26 protein-coding genes and 1 riboswitch are annotated in these 21,634 nt (G+C 70.5%); of the genes, 15 read left to right on the top strand and 11 right to left on the bottom strand.

Features of this window, described 5'->3' with window-relative positions:
- Positions 1–492: 492 nt before the first annotated feature.
- The 3 genes from ACP56T_RS02520 to ACP56T_RS02510 all read left to right on the top strand — a co-directional run bounded on the left by ACP56T_RS02520 (position 493) and on the right by ACP56T_RS02510 (position 1,650).
- The gene (locus ACP56T_RS02520) at positions 493–1,032 is read left to right on the top strand and encodes a metallophosphoesterase (protein WP_430910520.1); all 540 of its coding nucleotides are present in this window, start codon (positions 493–495) and stop codon (positions 1,030–1,032) included.
- Between the two features lie 78 nt (positions 1,033–1,110).
- Entirely contained in the window at positions 1,111–1,422 is a 312-nt protein-coding gene (locus tag ACP56T_RS02515; protein ID WP_430910519.1) for a hypothetical protein, read from the top strand.
- A 96-nt stretch (positions 1,423–1,518) separates the two neighbouring features.
- Positions 1,519–1,650: a hypothetical protein gene (locus ACP56T_RS02510; RefSeq protein WP_430910518.1), complete on the top strand. Its 132-nt coding sequence runs from the start codon at positions 1,519–1,521 to the stop codon at positions 1,648–1,650.
- 9 nt (positions 1,651–1,659) lie between these two features.
- Here ACP56T_RS02510 and ACP56T_RS02505 read toward each other — a convergent pair whose 3' ends face one another.
- Positions 1,660–1,902, bottom strand: coding sequence for a hypothetical protein (locus tag ACP56T_RS02505; protein ID WP_430910517.1), 243 nt, complete (start codon positions 1,900–1,902; stop codon positions 1,660–1,662).
- A gap of 169 nt (positions 1,903–2,071) precedes the next feature.
- Between ACP56T_RS02505 and flaF the strand changes: the two genes are divergently transcribed.
- On the top strand, positions 2,072–2,440 hold the full coding sequence (gene flaF / locus ACP56T_RS02500; protein ID WP_430910516.1) for a flagellar biosynthesis regulator FlaF: 369 nt from the start codon (positions 2,072–2,074) through the stop codon (positions 2,438–2,440).
- 296 nt (positions 2,441–2,736) lie between these two features.
- Here the strand turns inward: flaF and ACP56T_RS02495 are convergent, their stop codons facing one another.
- Complete coding sequence (locus tag ACP56T_RS02495) at positions 2,737–3,123, bottom strand: hypothetical protein (protein WP_430910515.1); 387 nt, start codon at positions 3,121–3,123, stop codon at positions 2,737–2,739.
- A 225-nt stretch (positions 3,124–3,348) separates the two neighbouring features.
- Here ACP56T_RS02495 and ACP56T_RS02490 point away from each other — a divergent pair, with 225 nt between their 5' ends.
- Positions 3,349–3,903: a hypothetical protein gene (locus ACP56T_RS02490; protein WP_430910514.1), complete on the top strand. Its 555-nt coding sequence runs from the start codon at positions 3,349–3,351 to the stop codon at positions 3,901–3,903.
- An 80-nt stretch (positions 3,904–3,983) separates the two neighbouring features.
- Here the strand turns inward: ACP56T_RS02490 and thiC are convergent, their stop codons facing one another.
- Complete coding sequence (gene thiC / locus ACP56T_RS02485; RefSeq protein ID WP_430910513.1) at positions 3,984–5,876, bottom strand: phosphomethylpyrimidine synthase ThiC; 1,893 nt, start codon at positions 5,874–5,876, stop codon at positions 3,984–3,986.
- Positions 5,877–5,950: 74 nt separating this feature from the next.
- A riboswitch (TPP riboswitch) is annotated at positions 5,951–6,059 on the bottom strand.
- A 62-nt stretch (positions 6,060–6,121) separates the two neighbouring features.
- On the opposite strand from thiC, the gene ACP56T_RS02480 reads away from it, so the two are divergent.
- The 3 genes from ACP56T_RS02480 (at position 6,122) to ACP56T_RS02470 (ending at position 10,484) form a co-directional block, all read left to right on the top strand.
- Complete coding sequence (locus ACP56T_RS02480; RefSeq protein ID WP_430910512.1) at positions 6,122–6,493, top strand: HNH endonuclease family protein; 372 nt, start codon at positions 6,122–6,124, stop codon at positions 6,491–6,493.
- 122 nt (positions 6,494–6,615) lie between these two features.
- A complete protein-coding gene (locus tag ACP56T_RS02475) occupies positions 6,616–8,814 on the top strand; it encodes a transglycosylase domain-containing protein (RefSeq protein WP_430910511.1) in 2,199 nt (732 codons plus the stop codon).
- 116 nt (positions 8,815–8,930) lie between these two features.
- Positions 8,931–10,484, top strand: coding sequence for a GGDEF domain-containing protein (locus tag ACP56T_RS02470; RefSeq protein WP_430910510.1), 1,554 nt, complete (start codon positions 8,931–8,933; stop codon positions 10,482–10,484).
- A 19-nt stretch (positions 10,485–10,503) separates the two neighbouring features.
- Here the strand turns inward: ACP56T_RS02470 and ACP56T_RS02465 are convergent, their stop codons facing one another.
- Positions 10,504–11,343 carry an aldo/keto reductase gene (locus ACP56T_RS02465; RefSeq protein WP_430910509.1) on the bottom strand — a complete coding sequence of 280 codons (840 nt, stop codon included), beginning with the start codon at positions 11,341–11,343 and terminating at the stop codon, positions 10,504–10,506.
- A gap of 197 nt (positions 11,344–11,540) precedes the next feature.
- Between ACP56T_RS02465 and ACP56T_RS02460 the strand changes: the two genes are divergently transcribed.
- A complete protein-coding gene (locus ACP56T_RS02460) occupies positions 11,541–12,641 on the top strand; it encodes an adenylate/guanylate cyclase domain-containing protein (RefSeq protein WP_430910508.1) in 1,101 nt (366 codons plus the stop codon).
- Positions 12,638–12,850 carry a hypothetical protein gene (locus ACP56T_RS02455; protein ID WP_430910507.1) on the top strand — a complete coding sequence of 71 codons (213 nt, stop codon included), beginning with the start codon at positions 12,638–12,640 and terminating at the stop codon, positions 12,848–12,850. Before ACP56T_RS02460 ends, ACP56T_RS02455 begins: the two co-directional genes overlap by 4 nt.
- Positions 12,851–12,923: 73 nt before the next feature.
- Here the strand turns inward: ACP56T_RS02455 and ACP56T_RS02450 are convergent, their stop codons facing one another.
- The 6 genes from ACP56T_RS02450 to ACP56T_RS02425 all read right to left on the bottom strand — a co-directional run bounded on the left by ACP56T_RS02450 (position 12,924) and on the right by ACP56T_RS02425 (position 16,532).
- Positions 12,924–13,175, bottom strand: coding sequence for a BrnA antitoxin family protein (locus ACP56T_RS02450; protein ID WP_430910506.1), 252 nt, complete (start codon positions 13,173–13,175; stop codon positions 12,924–12,926).
- A gap of 8 nt (positions 13,176–13,183) precedes the next feature.
- Positions 13,184–13,423 (bottom strand): hypothetical protein, encoded by a 240-nt coding sequence (locus ACP56T_RS02445; RefSeq protein WP_430910505.1) that lies wholly within the window; start codon positions 13,421–13,423, stop codon positions 13,184–13,186.
- Between the two features lie 232 nt (positions 13,424–13,655).
- Positions 13,656–14,678, bottom strand: a complete 1,023-nt coding sequence (tolA, locus tag ACP56T_RS02440) for a cell envelope integrity protein TolA (protein ID WP_430910504.1) — start codon at positions 14,676–14,678, stop codon at positions 13,656–13,658.
- Between the two features lie 4 nt (positions 14,679–14,682).
- A complete protein-coding gene (gene tolR, locus ACP56T_RS02435) occupies positions 14,683–15,177 on the bottom strand; it encodes a protein TolR (protein ID WP_430910503.1) in 495 nt (164 codons plus the stop codon).
- Positions 15,178–15,302: 125 nt separating this feature from the next.
- On the bottom strand, positions 15,303–15,995 hold the full coding sequence (locus ACP56T_RS02430) for a MotA/TolQ/ExbB proton channel family protein (RefSeq protein ID WP_430910502.1): 693 nt from the start codon (positions 15,993–15,995) through the stop codon (positions 15,303–15,305).
- Positions 15,996–16,058: 63 nt separating this feature from the next.
- The gene (locus ACP56T_RS02425; RefSeq protein WP_430910501.1) at positions 16,059–16,532 is read right to left on the bottom strand and encodes a Tat pathway signal protein; all 474 of its coding nucleotides are present in this window, start codon (positions 16,530–16,532) and stop codon (positions 16,059–16,061) included.
- 483 nt (positions 16,533–17,015) lie between these two features.
- On the opposite strand from ACP56T_RS02425, the gene ACP56T_RS02420 reads away from it, so the two are divergent.
- On the top strand, positions 17,016–17,447 hold the full coding sequence (locus tag ACP56T_RS02420; RefSeq protein ID WP_430910500.1) for an Hsp20 family protein: 432 nt from the start codon (positions 17,016–17,018) through the stop codon (positions 17,445–17,447).
- A 77-nt stretch (positions 17,448–17,524) separates the two neighbouring features.
- The gene (locus ACP56T_RS02415; RefSeq protein ID WP_430910499.1) at positions 17,525–17,788 is read left to right on the top strand and encodes a BQ00720 family protein; all 264 of its coding nucleotides are present in this window, start codon (positions 17,525–17,527) and stop codon (positions 17,786–17,788) included.
- Here the strand turns inward: ACP56T_RS02415 and ACP56T_RS02410 are convergent.
- Entirely contained in the window at positions 17,785–18,570 is a 786-nt protein-coding gene (locus ACP56T_RS02410) for an alpha/beta hydrolase (RefSeq protein WP_430910498.1), read from the bottom strand. The genes ACP56T_RS02415 and ACP56T_RS02410 overlap by 4 nt on opposite strands.
- Before the next feature lie 167 nt (positions 18,571–18,737).
- Here ACP56T_RS02410 and ACP56T_RS02405 point away from each other — a divergent pair, with 167 nt between their 5' ends.
- The 3 genes from ACP56T_RS02405 to ACP56T_RS02395 all read left to right on the top strand — a co-directional run bounded on the left by ACP56T_RS02405 (position 18,738) and on the right by ACP56T_RS02395 (position 21,625).
- Positions 18,738–19,964, top strand: coding sequence for a glycosyltransferase family 4 protein (locus tag ACP56T_RS02405; protein WP_430910497.1), 1,227 nt, complete (start codon positions 18,738–18,740; stop codon positions 19,962–19,964).
- Positions 19,965–20,162: 198 nt separating this feature from the next.
- Positions 20,163–20,684 carry a translation initiation factor IF-3 gene (infC, locus tag ACP56T_RS02400; protein WP_430910496.1) on the top strand — a complete coding sequence of 174 codons (522 nt, stop codon included), beginning with the start codon at positions 20,163–20,165 and terminating at the stop codon, positions 20,682–20,684.
- 89 nt (positions 20,685–20,773) lie between these two features.
- Positions 20,774–21,625, top strand: coding sequence for an FkbM family methyltransferase (locus tag ACP56T_RS02395; protein WP_430910495.1), 852 nt, complete (start codon positions 20,774–20,776; stop codon positions 21,623–21,625).
- The last annotated feature ends 9 nt before the right edge of the window (positions 21,626–21,634 follow it).

Below are 21,634 nucleotides of genomic sequence, written 5' to 3'. Positions count from 1 at the left end.
GATCGGTATCGTCGCGCCCTTCACTACGCCTTCGCTCGCGGGGCATGGTGGGCGACATCAACCCCAGACGACGAAGCGGGCATCAAGCCCGCTTCTCCGCCATCAACCTCGAATGACGAATGACCCTATTTTTATGGCGGCAGCTTTCGCGATGACGCGCGAGGCCGGCACGTCTAACGCCGTCATTCGGGGGCATTCCGTCAAACGATAACAATGGAACTCTTATTTTCCGATGGAAATTGGTGCAAACTTGCAACATCTTAATAAGATAATTGCCTGTTTTGCCGAAATTTTATGATGTGTAGGCAATATTGAATTCCAGAATTGGAATTTCTGATCGGGATAAATAGGCAATCCCGGTTGCCCCTCGGCGGCGGGCGGCCGCTGTGACGCGAGTCGCCGGCCCGGCCCGGACGGCGTGTCGGCAGCGACTGCGGATGCGCGAAAGGGCGGGGCGGCCTATGGCTGCGCGCTTGCATCCGGGCGAGGGCGATGGCGGTCTTCTTCACGAGCGATACGCATTTCGGCGATCCGCGCATCCTGCGCATCGACCGGCGTCCGTTTCCCGACCTGCCGGCTCACGATGCCGCGCTCATCGCCAACTGGAACGCGGCGGTCGGCCCCGAGGACGAGGTCTGGCATCTCGGCGATTTCGCTCTCGGCCCGGACGCGGCGCGGCTTGCCGAGATCCTGTCCCTGCTCCACGGCACCAAGCGCCTGATCGTCGGCAACAACGACGGGCCGGCGACGCTTGCCGCCCCCGGCTGGGCCTCCGTCGCGCACTACGTCGAGACGACCGTGGACGAGCGCCCCCTGGTGCTCTGCCACTACGCCTTCCGCACCTGGAACGGCATGGGCCGGGGCGCCCTCAACCTGCACGGGCATTCTCACGGCCAGTTGAGGCCGATCCCGCGCCAGTACGACGTCGGCGTCGACGCGCAGGGCTTCGTTCCCGTGCGGCTCGAGACGATCCTGGTCTCGCGGCGCGGCGGCGCGCGTGCGGCGCAACCGGCGGCGGAACCAACGGCCTAGCGACGCCGTTCTCGGACCGATCGACACTCGAAGCCGGCTCTTCCGCCCGCACCCGTCCGCGTCTCCGCACGGTGTCCCATGCGCATCCGAACGATCTCCGCCCTTTCCGCCGCCGTCCTCCTGGCCGGCCTGTCGCCCGCGCTGGCCCTGCCGGGCTGCCTCGACGCGCAACGCAAGGTCGACGAGGCCGGCGCCCTGCGCTTCCAGGCGCGCCAGGAAGCCCGCATCGGCGATCACGACCGGGTCTGCGACACCTTGGACGAGGTCGGCGACCGCTACCACGAGGCCCGCGATGCCTTCGACGACTGTGGAGCGGGCGTCGTCGCCATCGATCTGCGCAGCGAGCTGCGCAATCTCCGCATCGCGAAGAAAGTGAATCGTTGCGACTGAGCGGGTGCGCCCGCACACATTCGCCCGGCAAAAGGCAGGGCATCACCTCTTCGAGCGCGGCGGTGAGCCGAACCGCGCAAGCCAAGGTTTACCGCGATGACCAGCCACGCCAAGACCGCCGCCGATCTCCTGCCCGCCACCGGCCCGTCCTTCGCCGCGGCGCTCTGCGGGTTCCTCAGCACCACCGTCGCCGCGACGATGGTGCTGGTCCTGCTCAGCAGCGTCTGACGCCAGTTTCTACGGCGCGACCGACCAGAAGCGCCGCCGCGACAGCAGCATGTCGGGGGAGCCGACACCGGGCGGCACGGGTGTCGCCGCCACGCAGGGCTTCTCCGGCCGCGTCGGCGCCGGCGCCGTCATCGGAAGGGGCGCCGCCGGCCTCAGGCCGAGGGCGGTCTGAACCCCCGGATCGCGCGCGGCGGCGATGGTCGCGATCGCCGCGATCAGCGCCCCGGCCACAAGCCCTAGTAGAAAGTTCATCATCCTCGCGGATTCCCGGGGACAGTCCGCAGCCCGCCGCTCGGGGGCTGTGCTCGCTGCGCAAACAGGCGTCAATGCGGCGGTTCTCGATCACCATGTCTTAAAGACCTGCATGCGACATCTCCCGCACGCCCCGCGAGCTGCCGGCGGGAGAGGGAGTGCCCGTGCCATGAGAAGTGCCGCCAACGCCTACGCCCGCGCGGCCCACAGCGCGCTCTCCCCGCGTGAGGCCGAGTCGGCGGTGCTCATCAAGGCGGCCCAGCAGCTCCAGGCGATCAAGGACGACTGGGCGAATCAGGCCGACGGCCTCAACCGGGCGCTGGGATTCAACCAGAAGGTCTGGACGATCATCGCCGGCGCCGCCGCCGAGCCCGACAGCCCGCTCCCGGCCGAGATCAAGCGCGGCGTCGCCGACCTGTCGATCTTCGTCTTCCGCCGCATGGTGGACACCATGGTCGAGCCGAGCGCCGACAAGCTCGGTGCGCTCATCTCCATCAACCAGAACCTCGCCGCCGGCCTCAGCGCCCGCGCCGCCTGAGGGTCTTTTCCGCGCCGGTCCGGATCGCGCTGCGGGGCGGCGCGTTCGAGGATCTGCATATCGCTCGGAAACACTGTGGAATGCCGGGCGAGCGGCGGCCTTCGGGCTGGGCACATCGACATGCATGGCGATTCCTCGCTGCCTGCGTCGGCGATCTGCGATCCTTTTCCACATGCCGGCCAGCACCATGCGGCCGCGTCCGGTTCGGCCGTCCCGCTCGAAAGGGGACAGCCGGCGGCGCGGCCTCATCGGGTCCGGGTCACGGTCGTTGCGGAGGCGCCTCGGGGGCGCCTGGCTCAGGCGATCCGGTCGACCGGCGTCTGGATCACCGGGGCGACGGGGGCGGCGCGGGCGGCATTCGCCTCCGCGTAGGCGCGATTCTTCAGGACCGTGACGGAGGGCAGCTGCACCACTACGTCACCGCTCGCCGGATCGACGACCTGGTAGACGAGGGTCTTGGCCTCCGGGTCGCGCACGAACTGCGTCTTGTAATCGGTCTCGGCCCGCGCCGCGCGCTCGGGCTTGGCGTCGGCGCTGATGTCGAGGGTGACGGCCGGATCGAGCTTCTGCTCGGGGCCTTGCGCCTCGCGCGCCGCCGGGCGAGCGGGCGGGCTCGGGGTGGTATCGACCGTCACGGGCGCGGCTGCCCGCTCCACCGGCCGGATGGGAGCAATCTCGCTCATCGCTAAACTCCTCGCGGATGAGACACATGCCAGCATTCAACGGGTACCGCGTTAGCGAGACCTTAACGGCGCGCGCAACGTCCCGGAGAACGTGAACGAAGCGTTGCCGGAAACGCAAAATTCCAAACATTCCACGCGGCGTTGCGCCACGATCGAATCTCGTCTTCCTGCTCGGGGGGAGGGCACCCAGCGGCCGGATCGCCCCGACGACGGAATGCCACTGACATGACTCTTTCCCTCCGGGCGGCGGCGCTCGCCGTCCTCGCGCTCGGCGCGATGGCCGAGTCCGCGATCGCGGGCGAGCCGCTCGCGCGCCACCGCTGCGAGATCCTCTCGCGGCTCACCCGGATCCACGAGGCCGGGCCGCGCGACACCTCGTACGATCGCTTCATCGCCGTGGAGCTGCATGGCCGCCCGCAGAGCTACGTCCAGTGCATCTTCCTGCCGTCGGATACGCGGATGCTGTGCGAGGCGTCGTCCGGGGCCTACCGATTCCGGCCCGAGGATGGCCTGCGCCTGCGCCAATCCGAGGAGTCGATCGCCGCGCTCAAGGCGCTGGGATTCGTGCGCAAGGACGTGGCCAGGAACTTCGACGAGGCCAAGAACTTCGAGCGGGAGGTCGAGCTCGGCACGCCGCCCGATCTCGGGGCGGTGGCGGACCTGATCCTCGCGGCCCTGAGCCGGGGCTACGCCGCCGAGCCGAACTCGCGGCTCGATATCACCGCCCCGAAGGCGAAGGGCTTCGATGGGCGCTGCAACCCGCTTGCCGCCCTGAAATAGAACTTGCCGCCCTGGAATAGAAAAGGCCCGCCGCAGGGGTATCCCGCGGCGGGCCTTCGCGATCGGCGTCGAAATCCAGTCTACTCGGCGGCGTCGACGTAGAGCTTGCCGCCCTCCGCCAGGAACTCCTCCGACTTCGCCTTCATCCCGGCCTCGCGCTCGGCGCTCGACATGACGGGGGCGGTGTGGATGACCTCGCCGGCCTCCTCCATCGCCAGCACCTCGGCGCGCAGGTCCTGCGTGATCTTCATCGAGCAGAACTTCGGCCCGCACATCGAGCAGAAATGCGCGACCTTGTGGGCGTCCTTGGGCAGGGTCTCGTCGTGGTAGCTGCGCGCCGTGTCGGGATCGAGCGACAGGTTGAACTGATCCTCCCAGCGGAAGTCGAAGCGGGCACGAGAGAGGGCGTCGTCGCGTAGCTGCGCGGCCGGGTGGCCCTTGGCGAGGTCGGCGGCGTGGGCGGCGATCTTGTAGGTGATGACGCCGGTCTTCACGTCGTCGCGGTTCGGCAGGCCTAGATGCTCCTTCGGCGTGACGTAGCAGAGCATCGCCGTGCCGAACCAGCCGATCATCGCCGCGCCGATGCCGGAGGTGATGTGGTCGTAGCCCGGCGCGATGTCGGTGGTCAGCGGGCCGAGGGTATAGAAGGGCGCCTCGCCGCATTCGCGGAGCTGCTTCTCCATGTTGACCTTGATCTTGTGCATCGGCACGTGGCCGGGGCCCTCGATCATCACTTGGCAGCCCTTGTCCCAGGCGACCTTGGTGAGCTCGCCCAGCGTCTCGAGCTCGCCGAACTGGGCGGCGTCGTTGGCGTCCGCGATGGAGCCCGGACGCAGGCCGTCGCCCAGCGAGAACGACACGTCGTAGGCCCGCATGATGTCGCAGATCTCGTCGAACCGCTCGTAGAGGAACGATTCGCGGTGCCCGGCGAGGCACCAGCGCGCCATGATCGAGCCGCCGCGCGAGACGATACCGGTAACGCGCCGCGCGGTCAGCGGGACATAGGCGAGGCGCACGCCCGCGTGGATGGTGAAGTAGTCGATGCCCTGCTCGGCCTGCTCGATGAGCGTGTCCTTGAAGACCTCCCAGTCGAGCTTGAGCGGATCGCCGCCGACCTTCTCCAGCGCCTGGTAGATCGGCACGGTGCCGATCGGGACGGGGGAGTTGCGCACGATCCAGGAGCGGATGTTGTGGATGTTGCGGCCCGTCGACAGGTCCATGACCGTGTCGGCGCCCCAGCGGATCGACCAGACCAGTTTTTCCACTTCATCCGCAGCCGACGATGTGACCGCCGAGTTGCCGATATTGGCGTTGATCTTCACCAGGAAGTTGCGGCCGATGGCCATCGGCTCGACTTCGGTGTGGTTGATGTTGGCCGGGATGATGGCCCGGCCGCGCGCGATCTCGTCGCGCACGAATTCGGGGGTGACGAAGGCCGGCACCGAGGCTCCGAAGCTGTCGCCGTCGGCGAGCTTGGCCTCGGCCTGCTCCAGCATCGCCTCGCGGCAGAGATTCTCGCGGTGGGCGACGTAGATCATCTCCTCGGTGACGATGCCGGCGCGGGCGAACTCGTACTGCGTCACCATCTGGCCGGGGGCGGCCTTGCGGATGATGCGCTCGGCGGGGCAGGGGGCGACGAGCTTGTCGGCCGCCGCGAACCCGTTGTCCTCGGGCTTCACCGCGCGGGGCTGGATGGCCGCGTAGCCGCGCTTGGCGATCCAGGGCTCGCGCACGCCGGGCAGGCCGGTGTTGAGGTCGATCCGGGCATCCGTCTCGGTATAGGGGCCGGAGGGGTCGTAGACGCGGACCGGCGGCTCCTTCGGGTCGGTCAGCAGGATCTCGCGGTAGGGGACGCGCACGTCCTCGCGGCCGGCGACCGTGGCGTAGACCTTGCGCGAGCCGGTCACGGGGCCGGTGGTCACGGTTTCGGGGCTTCCTTTCGGAAGGTCTTTGGGCAGGACGGGTGCGTTCATCGGGATCTCTCCTGGCGTTGGAGCAACCCGGATCTCGTCGCAGGGCGGAATGGGCGCGGATGCCTTATGGAGGCGTTGCCGCAGGTTCCCGTCCCTCCGCCGGTATGAGCCGGATCAGGTTCAAGGGTCGGGGCGGCGCGCCCTATCTCAGCCCCCGGTCTCGGGGCCCCCCTCGGAACGGTTCGAATCTGTCGAGGTATACCAATCTTGTCAATGCCGGGCGGCAGCCTGAACGAGGGAGAGGCATGGGACGGCGCGCGCGGCGCTGGAGCGCGGAGGACGAGGGCGGGGGCGGCGCATCGGATGCCGCGCTCGTGGTCTGCCCGCTCTGCGAGAGGCCGATTCCGCTAAGTTCCCGTTCCAGCCTCCATCACCTCACGCCCAAACTGAAGGGCGGCAGCCATGGCGGCACGGTGCGGCTGCACCAGATCTGCCATTCCGCCATCCATGCCCGCTACAGCGAGGCCGAGATCGCCCGGCGCCTGTCGGACGTGGAGGCCCTGCGCGCCGATTCGGAGATCGCGCGATTCGTCGCCTGGGTGCGCACCAAGCCCGACGATTTCCACGCCGCCACCCGAATGACGCGGGCCCGCAAGGAGGGCCGCCGACGCCCCTGAAGCCGGGGGGGGGGGCGCTGGTTAAGCGATCCTAAAGGAGCCGCATTTACCGTGCGAAACCGGTCTGCGGCCGTGGCGACGACGATGCCCGGCCGGCTGGGACGCGGTTCAAGACAGGTCAGATGGGCAGAGCACGCGCCGGACGGGACGAGCCGAACTTCGACGTGCCGGAAGGCCGTGCGGGCGCGCGCGGCGATCTCGACCTGCGGCTGTCGCGCGCCGACCGCGCCGGAGGCGGCGGCCAGAAAAGCCCGCAGACGAGAAGCGACGTGCCGAAGCGTGCGAACGGAACCGGTGCCCAGCGTTCCCGCGGCGGCGGCGGACGCGGTTCCTCGGGGGGAGGGCGGCGTCGGCGCTCGTTCCTCGGCCGCCTCGTCTACGGGGGCGTCGTGCTCGGCCTGTGGGTGCTGATCGGGGTCGCCGGCCTGATCGCCTATCACGCCTCGCAACTGCCGCCGATCGACCAGCTCGCCGTCCCGAAGCGGCCGCCGAACATCGCGATCCTGGCGAGCGACGGCTCGCTGCTCGCCAATCGCGGCGAGACCGGCGGCCGGGTGGTCGGCATCAAGGAATTGCCGCCCTATCTGCCGCGCGCCTTCGTCGCCATCGAGGACCGGCGCTTCTACAGCCACTGGGGCGTCGATCCGGTGGGCATCGCCCGCGCGGTGGCGCAGAACATCACCCGGCGCGGCGTCTCGCAGGGCGGCTCGACCCTGACGCAGCAGCTCGCCAAGAATCTTTTTCTGACTCCGGAAAGGTCGGCTTCGCGAAAAATCCAGGAAGCGATCCTGGCGCTCTGGCTGGAGCACACCTATTCGAAGGACGAGATCCTCGAACTCTACCTCAACCGGGTCTATTTCGGCGCGGGCGCTTACGGCGTCGAGGCGGCGGCGCAGCGCTATTTCGGAAAGCCGGCAAAGAACGTCTCGCTGGCGGAGGCCGCCATGCTCGGCGGTCTCGTGCAGGCGCCCTCGCGGCTCGCGCCGAACCGCAACCTGCCGGCGGCGCAGGCGCGCGCGGCGCAGGTGCTCGCGGCGATGCAGGAGCTCGGCTTCGCCAAGCCCCAGGACGTGAAGGTCGCCCTGGCCCAGCCGGCCCGGACGGCGAGCACGCGCGGCGGCGGCTCGGCCAACTACGTGGCCGATCTCGTCATGGACGTGCTCGACGATTTCGTCGGCAAGTTCGAGAGCGACATCGCCGTGCAGACCACGGTCGATCCCGCGCTCCAGGCCGCCGCCGAGAAGGCGCTCGTCGACGAGCTCAACGCCAAGGGCGGCAAGTACAATGTCGGGCAGGGCGCGCTGGTCTCGATGCGGCCGGACGGCGCCATCCGGGCCCTGATCGGCGGCCGCGACTACGCGCAGAGCCAGTTCAACCGGGCGACGACCGCCAAGCGCCAGCCGGGCTCGTCCTTCAAGCCCTTCGTCTATCTCGCCGCCGTCGAGCGCGGCGCGACGCCCGACACCGTGCGCGAGGACGCGCCGATCAAGCTCGGCAACTGGCAGCCCGAGAACTATTCCCACCAATACGAGGGCGCGGTCACGCTGCGCACCGCGCTCGCGCTGTCGCTGAACACGGTGGCGGTGCGCCTCGGCCAGGAGGTCGGGCCGAAAGCCGTGGTGCAGACGGCCCAGCGCCTCGGCATCTCCTCCGCCCTCCAGGCGAACGGCTCCATCGCGCTCGGCACCTCGGAGGTGACGCCGCTGGAGATGGTCGGCGCCTATGGGGCCTTCGCCAACGGCGGCACCGGGGTGATCCCCTACGTCATCGCCTCGGTGAAGGGCCCGGACGGCAAGCTCCTCTACAAGCGCGCCGACAGCAGCCTCGGCCGCGTGATCGACCCGAACGCGGTCGGCATGATGAACGCCATGATGCACGAGACCTTCGTGATCGGCACGGCCAAGAAGGGCGACATCCCCGGCTGGGACCTCGCGGGCAAGACCGGCACCAGCCAGGATTTCCGCGACGCCTGGTTCATCGGCTACTCGGGCAGCCTCGTCACCGGAATCTGGCTCGGCAACGACGACGGCGAGCCGACGAAGAAGGCGTCGGGCGGCAATCTGCCCGTCGAGATCTGGAGAAACTACATGGGCGTGGCGCTGAAAGGTCAGACGCCCGTGCCGCTGCCCGGCCTCAACCGCTGGCGCAAGCCGCCGGAGACCACCGCCTCCGTGTCGAGCGGCCAGACGCCCGGCGGCCTCCTCGGGGCGCTGCTCGGCGATCCGCAGCCGGCGCCGCGCCAGGCCCAGGCCCCGTCGCAGCGGCCGCGGCAGCCGGCGGCCGAGGACAAGAACTTCCTCGAGAAGCTCTTCGGCCTCTGAGGGGTCCCCCGCGCCGGACAGCGCGGGCGTCATCCGATCTTAACCATGTCCGGTAGCGGGGCGCTCACCTATGCGACCTTAAGCTGCGCGGCACGAGGTGGCCGGACACAGGGTTCATGCTCTCAGCCTGGAAGGACGCCGTCGCGACGCACCTGCACGACCGGGCCTCCCGCCTGATCGCGTGCATCGGGCTGTTCGTGACGCTCGGCCTCTGCCTGCTCGGCGTCTACCTCATCCTCGCCCTGCGCGACGCGGCGTGGCGGCAGGCGGAGCTCGGCGCCACCAACATGCTCGGCGTCATCGAGCAGGCGGTGGCGCGCAACGTCGAGATGTACGACCTCTCGCTGCGTGCCGTGGCGGAGGAGGCCAGGACGCCGATCTTCGGCGATCTGCCTCCGCCGATCCGCCGCCTCGCGCTCTTCGACAGGTCGAGCACGGCCGCCGGGCTCGGCACCATCCTGATCGTCGACGCGGAGGGCCGGGTCGAGCTCTCCTCTATCGCCGGCACGCCCTCGACCGTCTCCCTCGCCGATCTGCCGGAGTTTCTCGGCCACAAGGCGAACCCGGATCTCGGGCTGGTCATGGGGGTCCCGAGGACCTCGCGCGTCAGCGGGCGGCAGGTGGTGCCCATGAGCCGGCGCATCGTCAGCCCCGGCGGCGCCTTCACCGGCATCGTCAGCGGCGCGATCCGGCTCGATTATCTCCAGACCCTGTTCGCCCGGCTCACCATCGCCTCGGGCAGCGCGCTCAACCTGTTCCTCGCGGACGGGACGCTGCTGGCCCGCTCCCCCTACAAGCCGGAGAATATCGGCCGGAGCATCGCCGCCGGCGAGCCCTATCGCCGCTTCCAGACGGAGCGGCGCGGCCTGTTCGTGTCGAACTCCGCCATCGACGGTGTCGAGCGCCTCTACGCCTTCGCGCATATCGACGGCTTTCCGCTGATCGTCGACGTGGCGGTCGGCGTCGACAGCATCACCGCCGTCTGGCGGCCCAAGGCGGTCATGATCGGCACGCTCATGGCGGGCCTGATCCTGATGACGCTCAGCCTGACATGGCTGTTGCACCGCGAGATCGTCCGTCGCGCCGCCGCCGAAGCCTCGTCCCGCACCGCCAACGCCGAGCTCGCGGCGCTGGCGCGCACGGACAGCCTGACCGGACTGCCGAACAGGCGCCGCTACGACGAGGTCTTCGCCGCCGAGTGGAGACGCGCGGTCCGCACAGGAGCCTCGCTCTCCCTGCTGCTGCTCGATACCGACCACTTCAAGCGGTTCAACGACCATTTCGGCCATCATGTCGGCGACGGCGTGCTCCAGGCCGTCGCCGCCTGCCTGCGCGATCTCCTCGATCCCCGCGACGCGATCGCCTGCCGGATCGGAGGCGAGGAGTTCGCGGTGATCCTGCCCTGCACGGGCGAGGCCGAGGCACGGGCCTGCGCGGAGCGGATCCGCCGCGCGGTGGTCGGCTTGCAGATCCCGCACGCGCCCGAGGTCGGCGGCGTCGCGACGATCAGCGTCGGCGTCGCCCATGCCGCTCCCTCGTCCGAGGCCGTGATCGAGCACCTCTTCGCCCAGGCGGACGCCGCCCTCTACGAGGCCAAGCGCGCGGGCCGCAACCGCGTCCGGGTCGGCGCGCAGGCGGCGTCTGCGCGTCCGGCCGCGCTCAGCGCCTGAGCGCGTCGGGCAGGGCTGCTCAGAGCATCGGCAGCGTCGCCGGCCGCCGGCCGCGCGGGAACTGCGCGTCGATCGCCGCGATCTCTTCCTCGCCGAGCACGAGGGCCCCCGTCGAGGCGTTCTCGACGGCGCGGGCCGCCCGGCCGGTCTTGGGCACCGTGAAGGTGTGGTCGAGCCGCGTGAGGAAGGCCAGGGCCACCGCATAGGGGGTGGTGCCGTGGTCTCGCGCGATGGCCGCGAGCACCTGGCCGCCGGGGCTGCGGGGGCTCGGGAAATCGCCGCTGCCGAAGGGCGAGTAGCCCACCATCGCGACGCCGTTCCTCTGGCACCAGGGCAGCACCGCGTGCTCGATGGCGCGTTCGCCGAGATGGTAGAGCACCTGGTTGCAGGCGATGCGGTACGGCCCCGCGATGCGCAGCGCCTCGTCGAGTTCCGGCACGTCGAAGTTGCTCACGCCCCAGGCGAGGATCTTGCCGTCGCGGCGCAGGTCCTCGAACCCGGCGATGGTCTCCTCCAGCGGATGGCTGCTGGGCCAATGCAGCAGGAAGCAGTCGAGCCGGTCGGTGCCGAGCTGGCGGAGCGACTGCTCGCAGGCTCGCACGGTGCCCCGGCGGGTGGCGTTCGACGGCACTACCTTGGAGACGAGATAGACCTCCTCGCGCATCCCCGCGATCGCCTCGCCGACGATGGCCTCGGCCTCTCCGTACATCTCGGCGGTGTCGATATGGGTCATGCCGGCGTCGATCCCGGCGCGCAGCGCCGCCACCGCCTCGCCACGGCTCGCGCCGTCGATCCGCCACGTCCCCTGGCCGATCACCGGCACGCGCATCCCTGTCGCGCCGAAGCCGCGCATCCTCATGGCTGTCCTCTGCGGGGCATCGCATATCCTTCGTTGGGCGGGGGCGCCTTATTCGCGCCATCATACGGGAATGACCAATGGCGATGGCACCCCTCTCAGGGCCTGTTTCGAGACCAGGGACGCGCCGTGTTCAGCCTCGCCCCGATTCCGCGTGACGTGAAGCGGACAATTCCCCCGGCGGCGCGGGGCGCCGCCTGATGCTGCCGCAGCACCGCTGGTTCTGGGTCGCCCTCCTGCTCGCCTGCGGCGGGGCCGGGCTCCTCTACAACATCATCTTCGCCGCCGGCGCCACGCCGGTGGCCGGGCTGGTCTATGGCCTGGCCGTGGGCGGGGCGGGCCTCGCCTTCGACCGGGGGCTAATCCTCGCCGGGCTCCAGACCCGCATGCGGCGGCTGCCGGCGATGCTCTACGTGCCGGCGGCGGAGCTCGCCTACGTGCTGATGATCGCGCTCGGCATCGCGCTGGGCGGTCTCCTGGTCTGGACCTTCGGCCTCACGGACGACACCCTGTCGAACGCCGTCAGGATCACGCCGCGGGTGCTGGCCTATTCGCTGGCGGTCTCGGCGCTGCTCGTCTTCGTGGTGCGGATGCGCGATCTCATCGGCGGCGAGGTCTTCGTGAACTTCCTCGTCGGCCGCTACCACCAGCCGGTGATGGAGGAGCGCATCTTCCTGTTCCTCGACGTGGTCGGCTCCACCGCCTTCGCGGAAACCCACGGGGACCTCCGGGCGCAGGCCTATCTCGGCGCGGTCTTCGCCACGCTCGCCGACCCGGTGCGCCGCAACGCCGGATCGACGGACGACTATATCGGCGACATGGCGATGATCACCTGGCCGATGGAGCGCGGCCTCAAGAACGCCCGCTGCGTGTCCTGCGTGTTCGATGTACTCGACCGGATCGAGGCGGAGGCGGAGGCGTGGCAGGCCCGCTTCGGCACCGTCCCGCGCCTGCGCGCGGCGCTCCACGGCGGATCGGTGGTGACGGCGGAAGTCGGCGTCGACCGGCACAAGATCGCCTATTTCGGCGATGCCGTGAATGCGACCGCCCGGATCGAGAGCCTGTGCCGCCCGCTCGACGCGTCGATCCTCATCTCCGACGACCTGCTGGCGCGCCTCGACCGGCTGCCGCCGGGCATCCGCGCCCTGTCGCTGGGGGCGCACAGGGTGCGCGGCCGGGGACAGCCCCTGTCGGTATCGCGCCTGGAGCGCGAGGGCAGCACGGCGCTTCCCCTGCCGGGGCGGGACGTACCCGTCGCGCCGCCCGCGCCGCCCCTGCGCAGCGGGGCGGTCCGGCGGTGAGCGCCCGGCACCCGCAGACGCCGCGCCCGAGGACGTGGCGGACGGTTCTGCGGCTGGCGTTGCAGTTGGGCTTTCCGCTCGTGGGGATCGTCGTGATCGCGCGCGCGGCGGTGGCGTCCATCGGCGGCGAGATCGCGCCGGCCCGTTTCGCCCTCGGCCTGCTGCTGATCGTACTGACGGTCAGCGCCCGGCTGGTGCCGGGGCGTTAGGACCCGTCGGGCGCTTTCGGAAGCGCCATGTCCGGATGGAGAACCGGGACGCTTCTCCTGGACGCACTCCGGCTCAGAGACCGGCGGCGCGCTTCAGCGCCTCGTTGATCCGGTCCTGCCAGCCCGGACCGTCCTTCTGGAAATGCTCCAGCACGGCGCTGTCGAGACGCAGCGTCACGCTCTCGCGGGCGCCGGGCACGGCGGCCTGGAGCTTCGGCGCGGCGGGGGCCGGAGCGGCCGGCCGGCTGGTCGCGGCCCGGAAGGCGGCCTCCGCGGCCTGGCGGGCGTCGCCGCCGGTGCGGCGGGGGCGGTCGAAGGGAGCCATCGCGCGCCTCAGGACCGCTTGCGCTTCTTCGGGGCGGCGGCGGCCGCCTCGGCGGCCTTCAGGGCCTTGGCCTCCTCCTCGGCGGCCTCCTTGGCGAGGCGCAGCGCGCGCAGGCGCACGGTGCGCTCGTCGATGGCGCGCAACGCGGCGTGATGTTCGGCCATGGCCTGGGCGCCTTCCTTCGCCATGCGGTCGGCGCGCTCCGCGCGTTCGGCGGCTCGCGTCTGGGCGTCGGCGTCCTGGCTCATCGGGTTCCTTTCTGACGGCTGCGCCGAGGAGGCGCGGGCGGCTGCTGCCGCGGCCGTTATTCGTTCGCGATACCGGTCTCGACGCGGGATATGGGGAGCGCGGGCCGGGATTGCACGCCTCGCGGCTCCGTCGAGGGGGCGCGACGGCGCGGGCGCGCCCCTCCTTACCACGCCGGCCCCGGAAAGGCAGACGTTTCTCGCCCCCCGTCCTCAGCCGATCGCCGGGCCGGATCTACCGGCCGGGGCTGAAGCGCATCGGCACCGTGACAGAGAGGCTCGGCTGCGTGATGCCGGCCGGCGCCGCCGGCAGGCTGCCCCGCACGGCCGCCAGCGCCGCGCTGTCGATGGCGCCGACGCCGCTGCTGCCGGCGAGCCCCGCGCTGAGCACCTGTCCGCCGCGCGAGACGGTGAAGCGCACCGTGGCGACGCCCCCCGAGGTGCCGGCGGCGGCGTTGCGGTTCATGCGCCCGTGGATGGCGGAGGCGATCATGCCCTTCCACTGCGCCATGGCGTTCGGGTCGTTGCCGCGCGCCGCCTGCCCGCTGCCGCTCTGGCGCGAGGTCGCAGCCTGAGAGCGCTCGGAGCTGCCGGCGCTCTCAGCGGCCCGGACGCGGGCGTCGCGGGCCGCCTTCAGCTTGGCTTCCCGGCGCTCCTTGAGGATCTTCTCGCGCTGCTCCTCGATCTGCTCGCGGCGCTGCTCCTCGCGGGCGGCCTTCAGCTTGGCCTCCCGGCGCTCCCTGAGCTTCTCGAGATCCGGCTTGACGGGCTTGGGCGGCTCGGGCCTCGCGACGGGCGGCGGCGGAGCCAGCGGCTCGGCCTGCGTCGCGGCGGAGGTGATGACCTGGCTCTCCGGCTCCGTCGGCACGGCCTCCGGAGGCGGCTCGGTGAGCGCCACGGCCGGCGGCGGCTCGACCGCCTCGGGAGGCTTCTCGGCGACCGTTTCCTCGGGTGCGACCTGCGCCGTGGTGTCCGGGGGCCTGGTCGGCTCGGCCTCGGTGGGCTTTTCGGTCGGGACGGTCTCGGTCGGCGCGGGGCTGGCGTCGAGGGTCTCGTTGGGCGTCACCGTCTCGGCGTCGGCCATCTGCGGCGCGAGGTCGATGGAGATCACGTTCTCGCCAGGAGGCGCCGGCGGCGCGAGCCTGTAATAGGCGATCCCGACGAGGGCGCCGGCATGGATCAGCAGGGCGACGAGGAAGGCGGCGACGAGACCGGAAGGCTTGTGCTCGGGCTCGCCCGTCGAAACGAGGGTGCTCATGGGGCTACTGCGCCGCTCCAGCAGCGGGCGCGGCGGGAGCGGCGGCAGGCGCCTTCGCCGGTCCGCCGGGCGACTGCGCGATCAGCGACACCTTGGTGAAGCCGGCCTGCCCCACGAGACCCATGATCTCCATGATCCGGCCGTAGGGAACCTCCTTGTCGCCGCGCACCAGCACGACCTGGCCGGGATCCTCGGCCGCGAAAGCGCGCAGCTTCGGCATCAGGCTCTCGGGCGTGAACACCTCCTTGGCGATGGAGGGGGCGCCGTCCTTGTCGATGGTGACTTCCAGGGGCTTCTTGGCCTGCGCCACCTTGGCGGCGGAGGTCTTCGGAAGCTGCACCGGCACGCCCGTTGTCATGAGCGGCGCCGCGACCATGAAGATGATCAGCAGCACCAGCATCACGTCGACCATCGGCGTGACGTTGATCTCCGACATCGGAACGTCGTCGAGACCGTCCTCGTCGCCGCCGTCGCCGGAGCGGATGGAACCCATCGCCATCGTCGAGCCCTCCTATGGGCCGGCCCGCGCGGGGCCATGGCCGGAAGCGGCCGCGAACCGGCTTCCGAAAGACATTGTCGCCGCGCGGTCCCGCCGGGACCCGCGACCGTTCGGAAGGAGGCGGATTATTCCGCCGCGGCCGCGCGGCTCTGCACGCCGCGATCGCGGGCGAGGCGGTTGCCGAGCGTCGCGATGCTGGACACGAAGGAGCCCTGCACATGGCTGACGTCGCCGGTGAGCTTGTTGTAGGCCATCACGGCGGGGATCGCGACGACGAGGCCGATGGCGGTGGCGAACAGCGCCTCCGCGATGCCCGGCGCCACCACCGCGAGCGAGGTGTCCTGGCTCTTCGCGATGGCCGAGAACGAGTTCATGATGCCCCAGACCGTCCCGAACAGGCCGATGAAGGGCGCCGTCGAGCCGGCGGTGGCGAGCAGCGTCAGGCCGCCGCGCAGGCGCTTCACGTCGACGGCCAGCGCCGCCCGCATGGCGCGCTCGATCCTGTCGCGGCGCTCGGCGCGGGTCTCGGTGGGGTCCTGGTCGCGCCAGGCCTCGAGCCCGGCCTGGGTGATATGGGCCGCGAGCCCCGTCCCCTTCCCGTCGAGGGTGCCCCCCGAGCCCACCAGAGTGGCGAAGCTGCGCGCCTGCCGCTTGGCGCCCGAGAGCCGCACGAGCTTCTCGAACACCACCGTCCAGCAGGCGATCGAGGCGACCACCAGCAGGATCATCACGCCCTTCACGATCGGATCGGCCTGGAGGAACAGGCCGAGGAAGGAGAAGTCGTGGACGACCTCGATCGGGGCGGATGCTGGATCCATGACGGACTCCTGAAAGAATGACCTGCCGGCGCCCGCGGCGCCGGGAACGAAGAGCGGCCGCCCTCAGCGGTCGAAGGGGACGCTCGCCTTGGATTCGGTCTCGATGCGCTCCAGGCAGGACTCGCGGCCGGCCTCCCCGCCCTCGCAGGCGAGCACGTCGTTGAGCAGCAGCCGGCCGGTCTTCGCGCAGGAGAGGCCGGCGAAATCGAAGATCTTCACGACGGTCTTCTTGTCGGCGATCGGCCCGAGCTCGACGGCGAGCCGCTTCTGGGCGACCCCGTCCGTATCGAAGGCGAAGATGTCGACCTTGAGGGATTTCAGCGCCGTGCCCCGGCTGTTGTCGACGAGGAGATAGGTCCGGCAGGAATCGCCGGCCGGCTCCAGCCGGTTGAGCTGCAACTTGAGCGGGATCCTGGCGGCGGGCTTGGCGTCCTGCGCCGAGGCGGGCAGGGCGAGGGAGACCGCCGCGAGGGCCGCCGCGCCCAGCGCGATGCGTCCGAGCGCCGTAGCCGTCGTCTGAACCTGCGCTGCGACCATCGTTCTTCCCGCCTCTCCGTGGCGACCGGCACCGGACCCGCATCGGCGCGGGCCGGGCGATCCTTGTGAACCGATGCGAGCAAATCCCGCCGGCGCGACGCTCCGGTGAGCCGGGGAACGCCGCCCAGGCGCCATGGACGGCGCGTGTGCCGCTGGCGTCCGTGATCCGTGGCGCCGGAGTATCCGAGGTGGCGGCGGTTGATCAAGGCCGCGGCGCAATATCAGAGCGATTCCAAAATGTTACCCAAGTGCAACGCTCCCCTGGGCCGGCTTTGCCGTTTCATCCCGCATGACATGCGTAAAGCTCCCGGAACGGTCGCCGGCCCCCGGCGAGACCGGGGCCGCCCTTGATGCGGGAGGGCGGCTCTCCATATCGAGTCCATCGGCGTTCCGCCGAGAGGGTGCTGCGCAGGCGGGCCCTCGCCAGCCACGAAGTGCCGCTCCGGTTCTCGCCGGGGGCTTCGCGAGGGACGATTGCGAGAGATGACGCGTCCATCACCCTTCGGACATCCGTTCCTGCTCGGCTTCGACGAGATCGAGCAGGCCCTCGACCGCGTTTCCAAGGCGGCGAATGACGGCTATCCGCCCTACAACATCGAGCGCCTCGCGCGCACGGAGGACCAGCCGGACCGGCTGCGCATCACCCTCGCGGTGGCCGGCTTCACCCGCGACCAGCTCGACGTGATGCTCGAGGAGAATCAGCTCGTGGTCCGGGGGCGGCAGGTCGAAGAGCGGGAGAAGCATTTCCTCCATCGCGGCATCGCCGCGCGTCAGTTCCAGCGGGCCTTCCTGCTCGCGGACGGCATGGAGGTGATCGGCGCCGACCTGTCGAACGGCCTCCTGTCCATCGATCTCGTCCGGCCGGAGCCGGAGCGGGTCATTCGCAAGATCGCTATCGCAGCGCGCGACGAGTGACCCCATCTATAGCATTGCCGGCTCGTCGCTTCGGGACGAGGTCCGGCCGGACGCTCTGCCTTTAAGGAGGGCATGACATGACCCAGCACGACACGACTCCCCGGATCGAGATCTCCACCACCGAGCTCGCCGCTCTCGGCGAAGGCCACATCGCCTATGTGCGGCCGATCCGCTCGGAGGAGGTCAAGGCGCTCTTCCCGCAGGCACCGGACGTGACGCCCGGCATGGACCTGTTCGCGCTGCTCTCGGCCAACGGCACGCCGATCCTGCTCGCCGACTCGCGCGACGTGATCGTGGCGAATGCCGTCGCCAACGACCTCCACACGGTCAGCCTGCACTAACAGCCCATCTCGGCCACGGCCGCGATGAGGCGGGCGATGTCCTGCGGGCGCGAGAGGCGGTGATCGCCGTCGGCGATCAGGGTCAGCACCGTGCCGTCCGCCGGAAGCCTGTCGAGCAGGCGGAAGGCGTGCGGATGCGGCACGTCCGGGTCGCGCATACCCTGGAGGATGTGGACCGGGCAGCCGAGATCCAGCGGGCCGGTGAGCAGCCGGTTCGTCCGGCCGTCCTCGATCAGCGCCATGGTGACAGGATCGGGCTCCGGCGCGTAGGCGCTCGGGCGCATCCAGACCCCGTCGTTCAGCAGTGTCCTGCGGACCTCCTCGGGAAAGGCGTCCCACATCAGGTCCTCGGTGAAATCGAGGGCCGGGGCGATGAGCACCAGCCCGGTGGCCGGTGCCTCGCCCCGGCGCAGCCTGTTGCGGGCGGCGAGGCAGGCGATCCAGCCCCCCATAGAGGAGCCGATCAGCACCGGCCGCTCCGGCGCGAAGGCGGCGAGGACGGCTTCGGCGTCCTCCAGCCATGTGGATATCGTGGACGCGGCGAAATCGCCTTCCGAGTCGCCGTGCCCGCTATAGTCGAAACGCACCAGCCTGCGGCCCGCGCTTTCGGCCCAGGTATCGACGGCCCGCGCCTTGGTGGCGCCCATGTCGGAGCGGAAGCCCCCGAGCCAGACCACGGGCGGCCCCGCTCCCTCGCGGACCCGCACGGCAATGGCCCTGCGGGCATCGCCGGTGCCGGCCGTGATGAAATCCGGCGGTCCCTCGGATGCGCTGTCCGTCATGCTGCGTCCCTTTCGAGGCCGCGACGCATCGCTTTGACTGCATCGCGCTCAGCCTTCGTTTACCGGACCGTAAAGAGCCTTGCCGATGCTTTCGCAATGAGGAATTCCCGCACCAGCCTCGGCGGTTCCGCGCGGACGGCGCGATTCCGGCAGCCCCGAGGTGCCCGATGAACGGCGAGGTGCGTCCGGGCAACGGCTTCCCGTCCGAGCAGGGCCCGCTCGCCGGCGCGCGCGTGCTCCAGATCATCCCCGAGCTCGATGCCGGCGGGGCCGAGCGCACCACCGTCGACATTGCGGCGGCGCTGGCGGCGGCGGGCGCGCGGCCGCTCGTCGCCACAACGGGCGGACGGCTCGTCGGCGAGCTCCAGGCCAAGGGCGGCGTCTGGCTGCCCTTCCCGGCGGCCTCCAAGAACCCCGTCGCCATGGCGCTCAACGTCGGCCGGCTGATGCGGCTGTGCCGGCGCGAGGGCGTGCAGATCATCCATGCCCGTTCTCGGGCCCCGGCCTGGGTGGCGCTGGGCGCGGCGCGGCGCCTCGGCATCCCCTTCGTCACCACGTATCACGGCAGCTATTCCGGCCGCACCGGGGTGAAGGTGCTCTACAATTCGGTGATGGCGCGGGGCGATGCGGTCATCGCCAACTCGCACTACACCGCCGATCTGATCCGCTCGCTCCATGCCGAGCAGGCGGGCGAGCGGGTTCAGGTCATCCATCGCGGCACCGATCTCGCGATCTTCAACCCCGTCGCCGTCGGGCCGGCGCGGGTCGAGGCGCTGCGCCGGGCCTGGGGCGTGCAGCCCCACGAGCGGGTCGTCCTGCTCGCCGCCCGCCTGACCGCCTGGAAGGGCCAGCGCGTGCTGATCGAGGCGGCGCGGCGCATGCGCGATGCCGGAGTGCCGGATTTCGTCGTGGTGCTCGCAGGCGATCCGCAGGGGCGGGTCGCCTACGAGCGCGAGCTCGACGGGCTGATCGCGGCGCGGGGCCTCGACGGGATCGTGCGCCGGGTCGGGCATTGCGTGGACATGCCGGCGGCGTTCCGCGCGGCTTCCGTGGTCGCGGTGCCTTCCGTGGAGCCGGAGGCGTTCGGCCGCTCGGCGGTGGAGGCGCAGGCCCTCGGCACCCCCGTGGTGGTGTCCGATCTCGGCGCGGTGCCCGAGACCGTGCTGAGCCCGCCCGCCGTTCCCCAAGCCCAGCGCACGGGCTGGCGCGTCACCGCCGGAGACGACGCGGCATTGGCGGAGGCGTTGACCGAGGCGCTCTCCCTCGGGGCCAGCGCGCGGGATGCTTTAGGACGGCGCGGCCGGGCGCATGTCGCCGCCCATTTCTCGCTGGAGCGCATGTGCGAGGACACGCTCGCGGTCTATGCCCGCCTTCTCGGCCCGGCGGCGATGTGAAAGCGCGCGCAGGGCACCCATATCCGGTGGTGAACCAATCGCGGCCGTCGATGTTGACTTGTCGCGGGGTTCGGACAAGGTACTTCGTCCGGGAAAGGCCGGAGCGAGTGGTGGCCACGGCATTCCGAGGGAGTGCCAGCGGCTGCCGTTTCGTCGTTGTTTCAGGAGATCACAGCCATTCGTAGACCCATGAGAGCCATGCCGGCCCCGCAGAAGGACGGGCCGCGCGCCAACAGGGACATCCGCGGCGTCCGCGAGGTCCAGCTCATCGACGACACCGGCCAGAACCGCGGCGTCGTGCCCTTCTTCGATGCGCTCGCCATGGCCGAGGAGGCCGGGCTCGACCTCGTCGAGATCGCGCCGAACTCCGTTCCGCCGGTCTGCAAGTTCCTCGATTACGGCCGTTTCCGCTTCCTCGAGCAGAAGAAGCAGAACGAGGCGCGCAAGCGTCAGAAGACGGTCGAGGTGAAGGAGATCAAGCTCCGGCCCGGCATCGACAAGCACGATTACGACGTGAAGATGAAGGCCGTGCAGCGCTTCTTCGAGGAAGGCGACAAGGTCAAGGTCACGCTCCGCTTCCGCGGCCGCGAGATGGCGCACCAGGATATCGGCCTGCGCCTGCTCGAGCGCGTCAAGCACGAGACCGCCGAGATCGCCAAGGTGGAGAGCGAGCCCATGCTCGAAGGCCGCCAGATGATCATGATCCTCGCGCCGCGCTGACGAGCGGCGCGCGACCACCTCCATGATCCTTCCATGACCCTCGCGGTCTTCGCGGGGCCCCCGCCGTCAGTCGATCGCGGGCCGTCTCCATGAGCGACGGCTTCCTGACCCGCCGGGTGCCGCTCGGCGGCCGCCGGCGCGTGATCCACGCGCCCGAGGGCGACTACGCCTTCAGCCGCTACACCACCGATCGCGGCTTCCGTCACTTCCAGCGCCTGTGCCGGGCGGTGCTCGATGCCGAATCCGTCTGCCTCGATATCGGCGCCAATATCGGGCTGACGGCGATGATGATGGCGGATGTCGCCAGGCGCGGACGCATCTACGCCATCGAGGCGGCCCCGCGGAACATCGCCGCCCTGAGGCGCAACGTCTTCGAGCACGGCGCCTCGGTGATCCGCCCGGTGCATTGCGCGGTGGGCGCGCAGGAGGGCTCGATCTCCTTCGCCGACAACTCGACCTTCGGCTACGTGCTCTCGGCCGCCGACCTCGCCGGCTCGGTCGGCACGCAGGTGGACTTGCGGCCGATAGACCGGCTCGCCGAGGAATGGGGCCTGACGCGGCTCGACTTCATCAAGATCGACGTCGAGGGTTTCGAGCAGGACGCGCTGACGGGCGCGCGGGGGATGCTGGCGCGGTTCGATCCGCTGGTGATGCTGGAGTTCAACTCCTGGTGCCAGATCTCGGCCTATGACCGGAGCCCGCGCCGCTTCCTCGAATGGCTGCTCGACAGCTTCGCCGAGCTTCATGTCTGGCGCCACGGCCGGCTGTGGTCGGTGCGGGAGATGGGCGCGCATGCCTTCCTGCACACCCACCTGATCGAGCACCATTGCAACACCGACCTGCTCGCGGCCCAGGGGCCGGAGCGGATCGCGCGCCTGCGGGCGGCGCTCGCGGCGCCGACGGGCGCTGCCGCCCTTCTCGGGCGGCTGGCGAGGCGCTGAGGCGCCCCT

Source organism: Methylobacterium endophyticum, from assembly GCF_050591105.1.
Taxonomy (GTDB): Bacteria; Pseudomonadota; Alphaproteobacteria; order Rhizobiales; family Beijerinckiaceae; genus Methylobacterium.
This window is presented reverse-complemented; position numbering and strand designations above follow the sequence as displayed.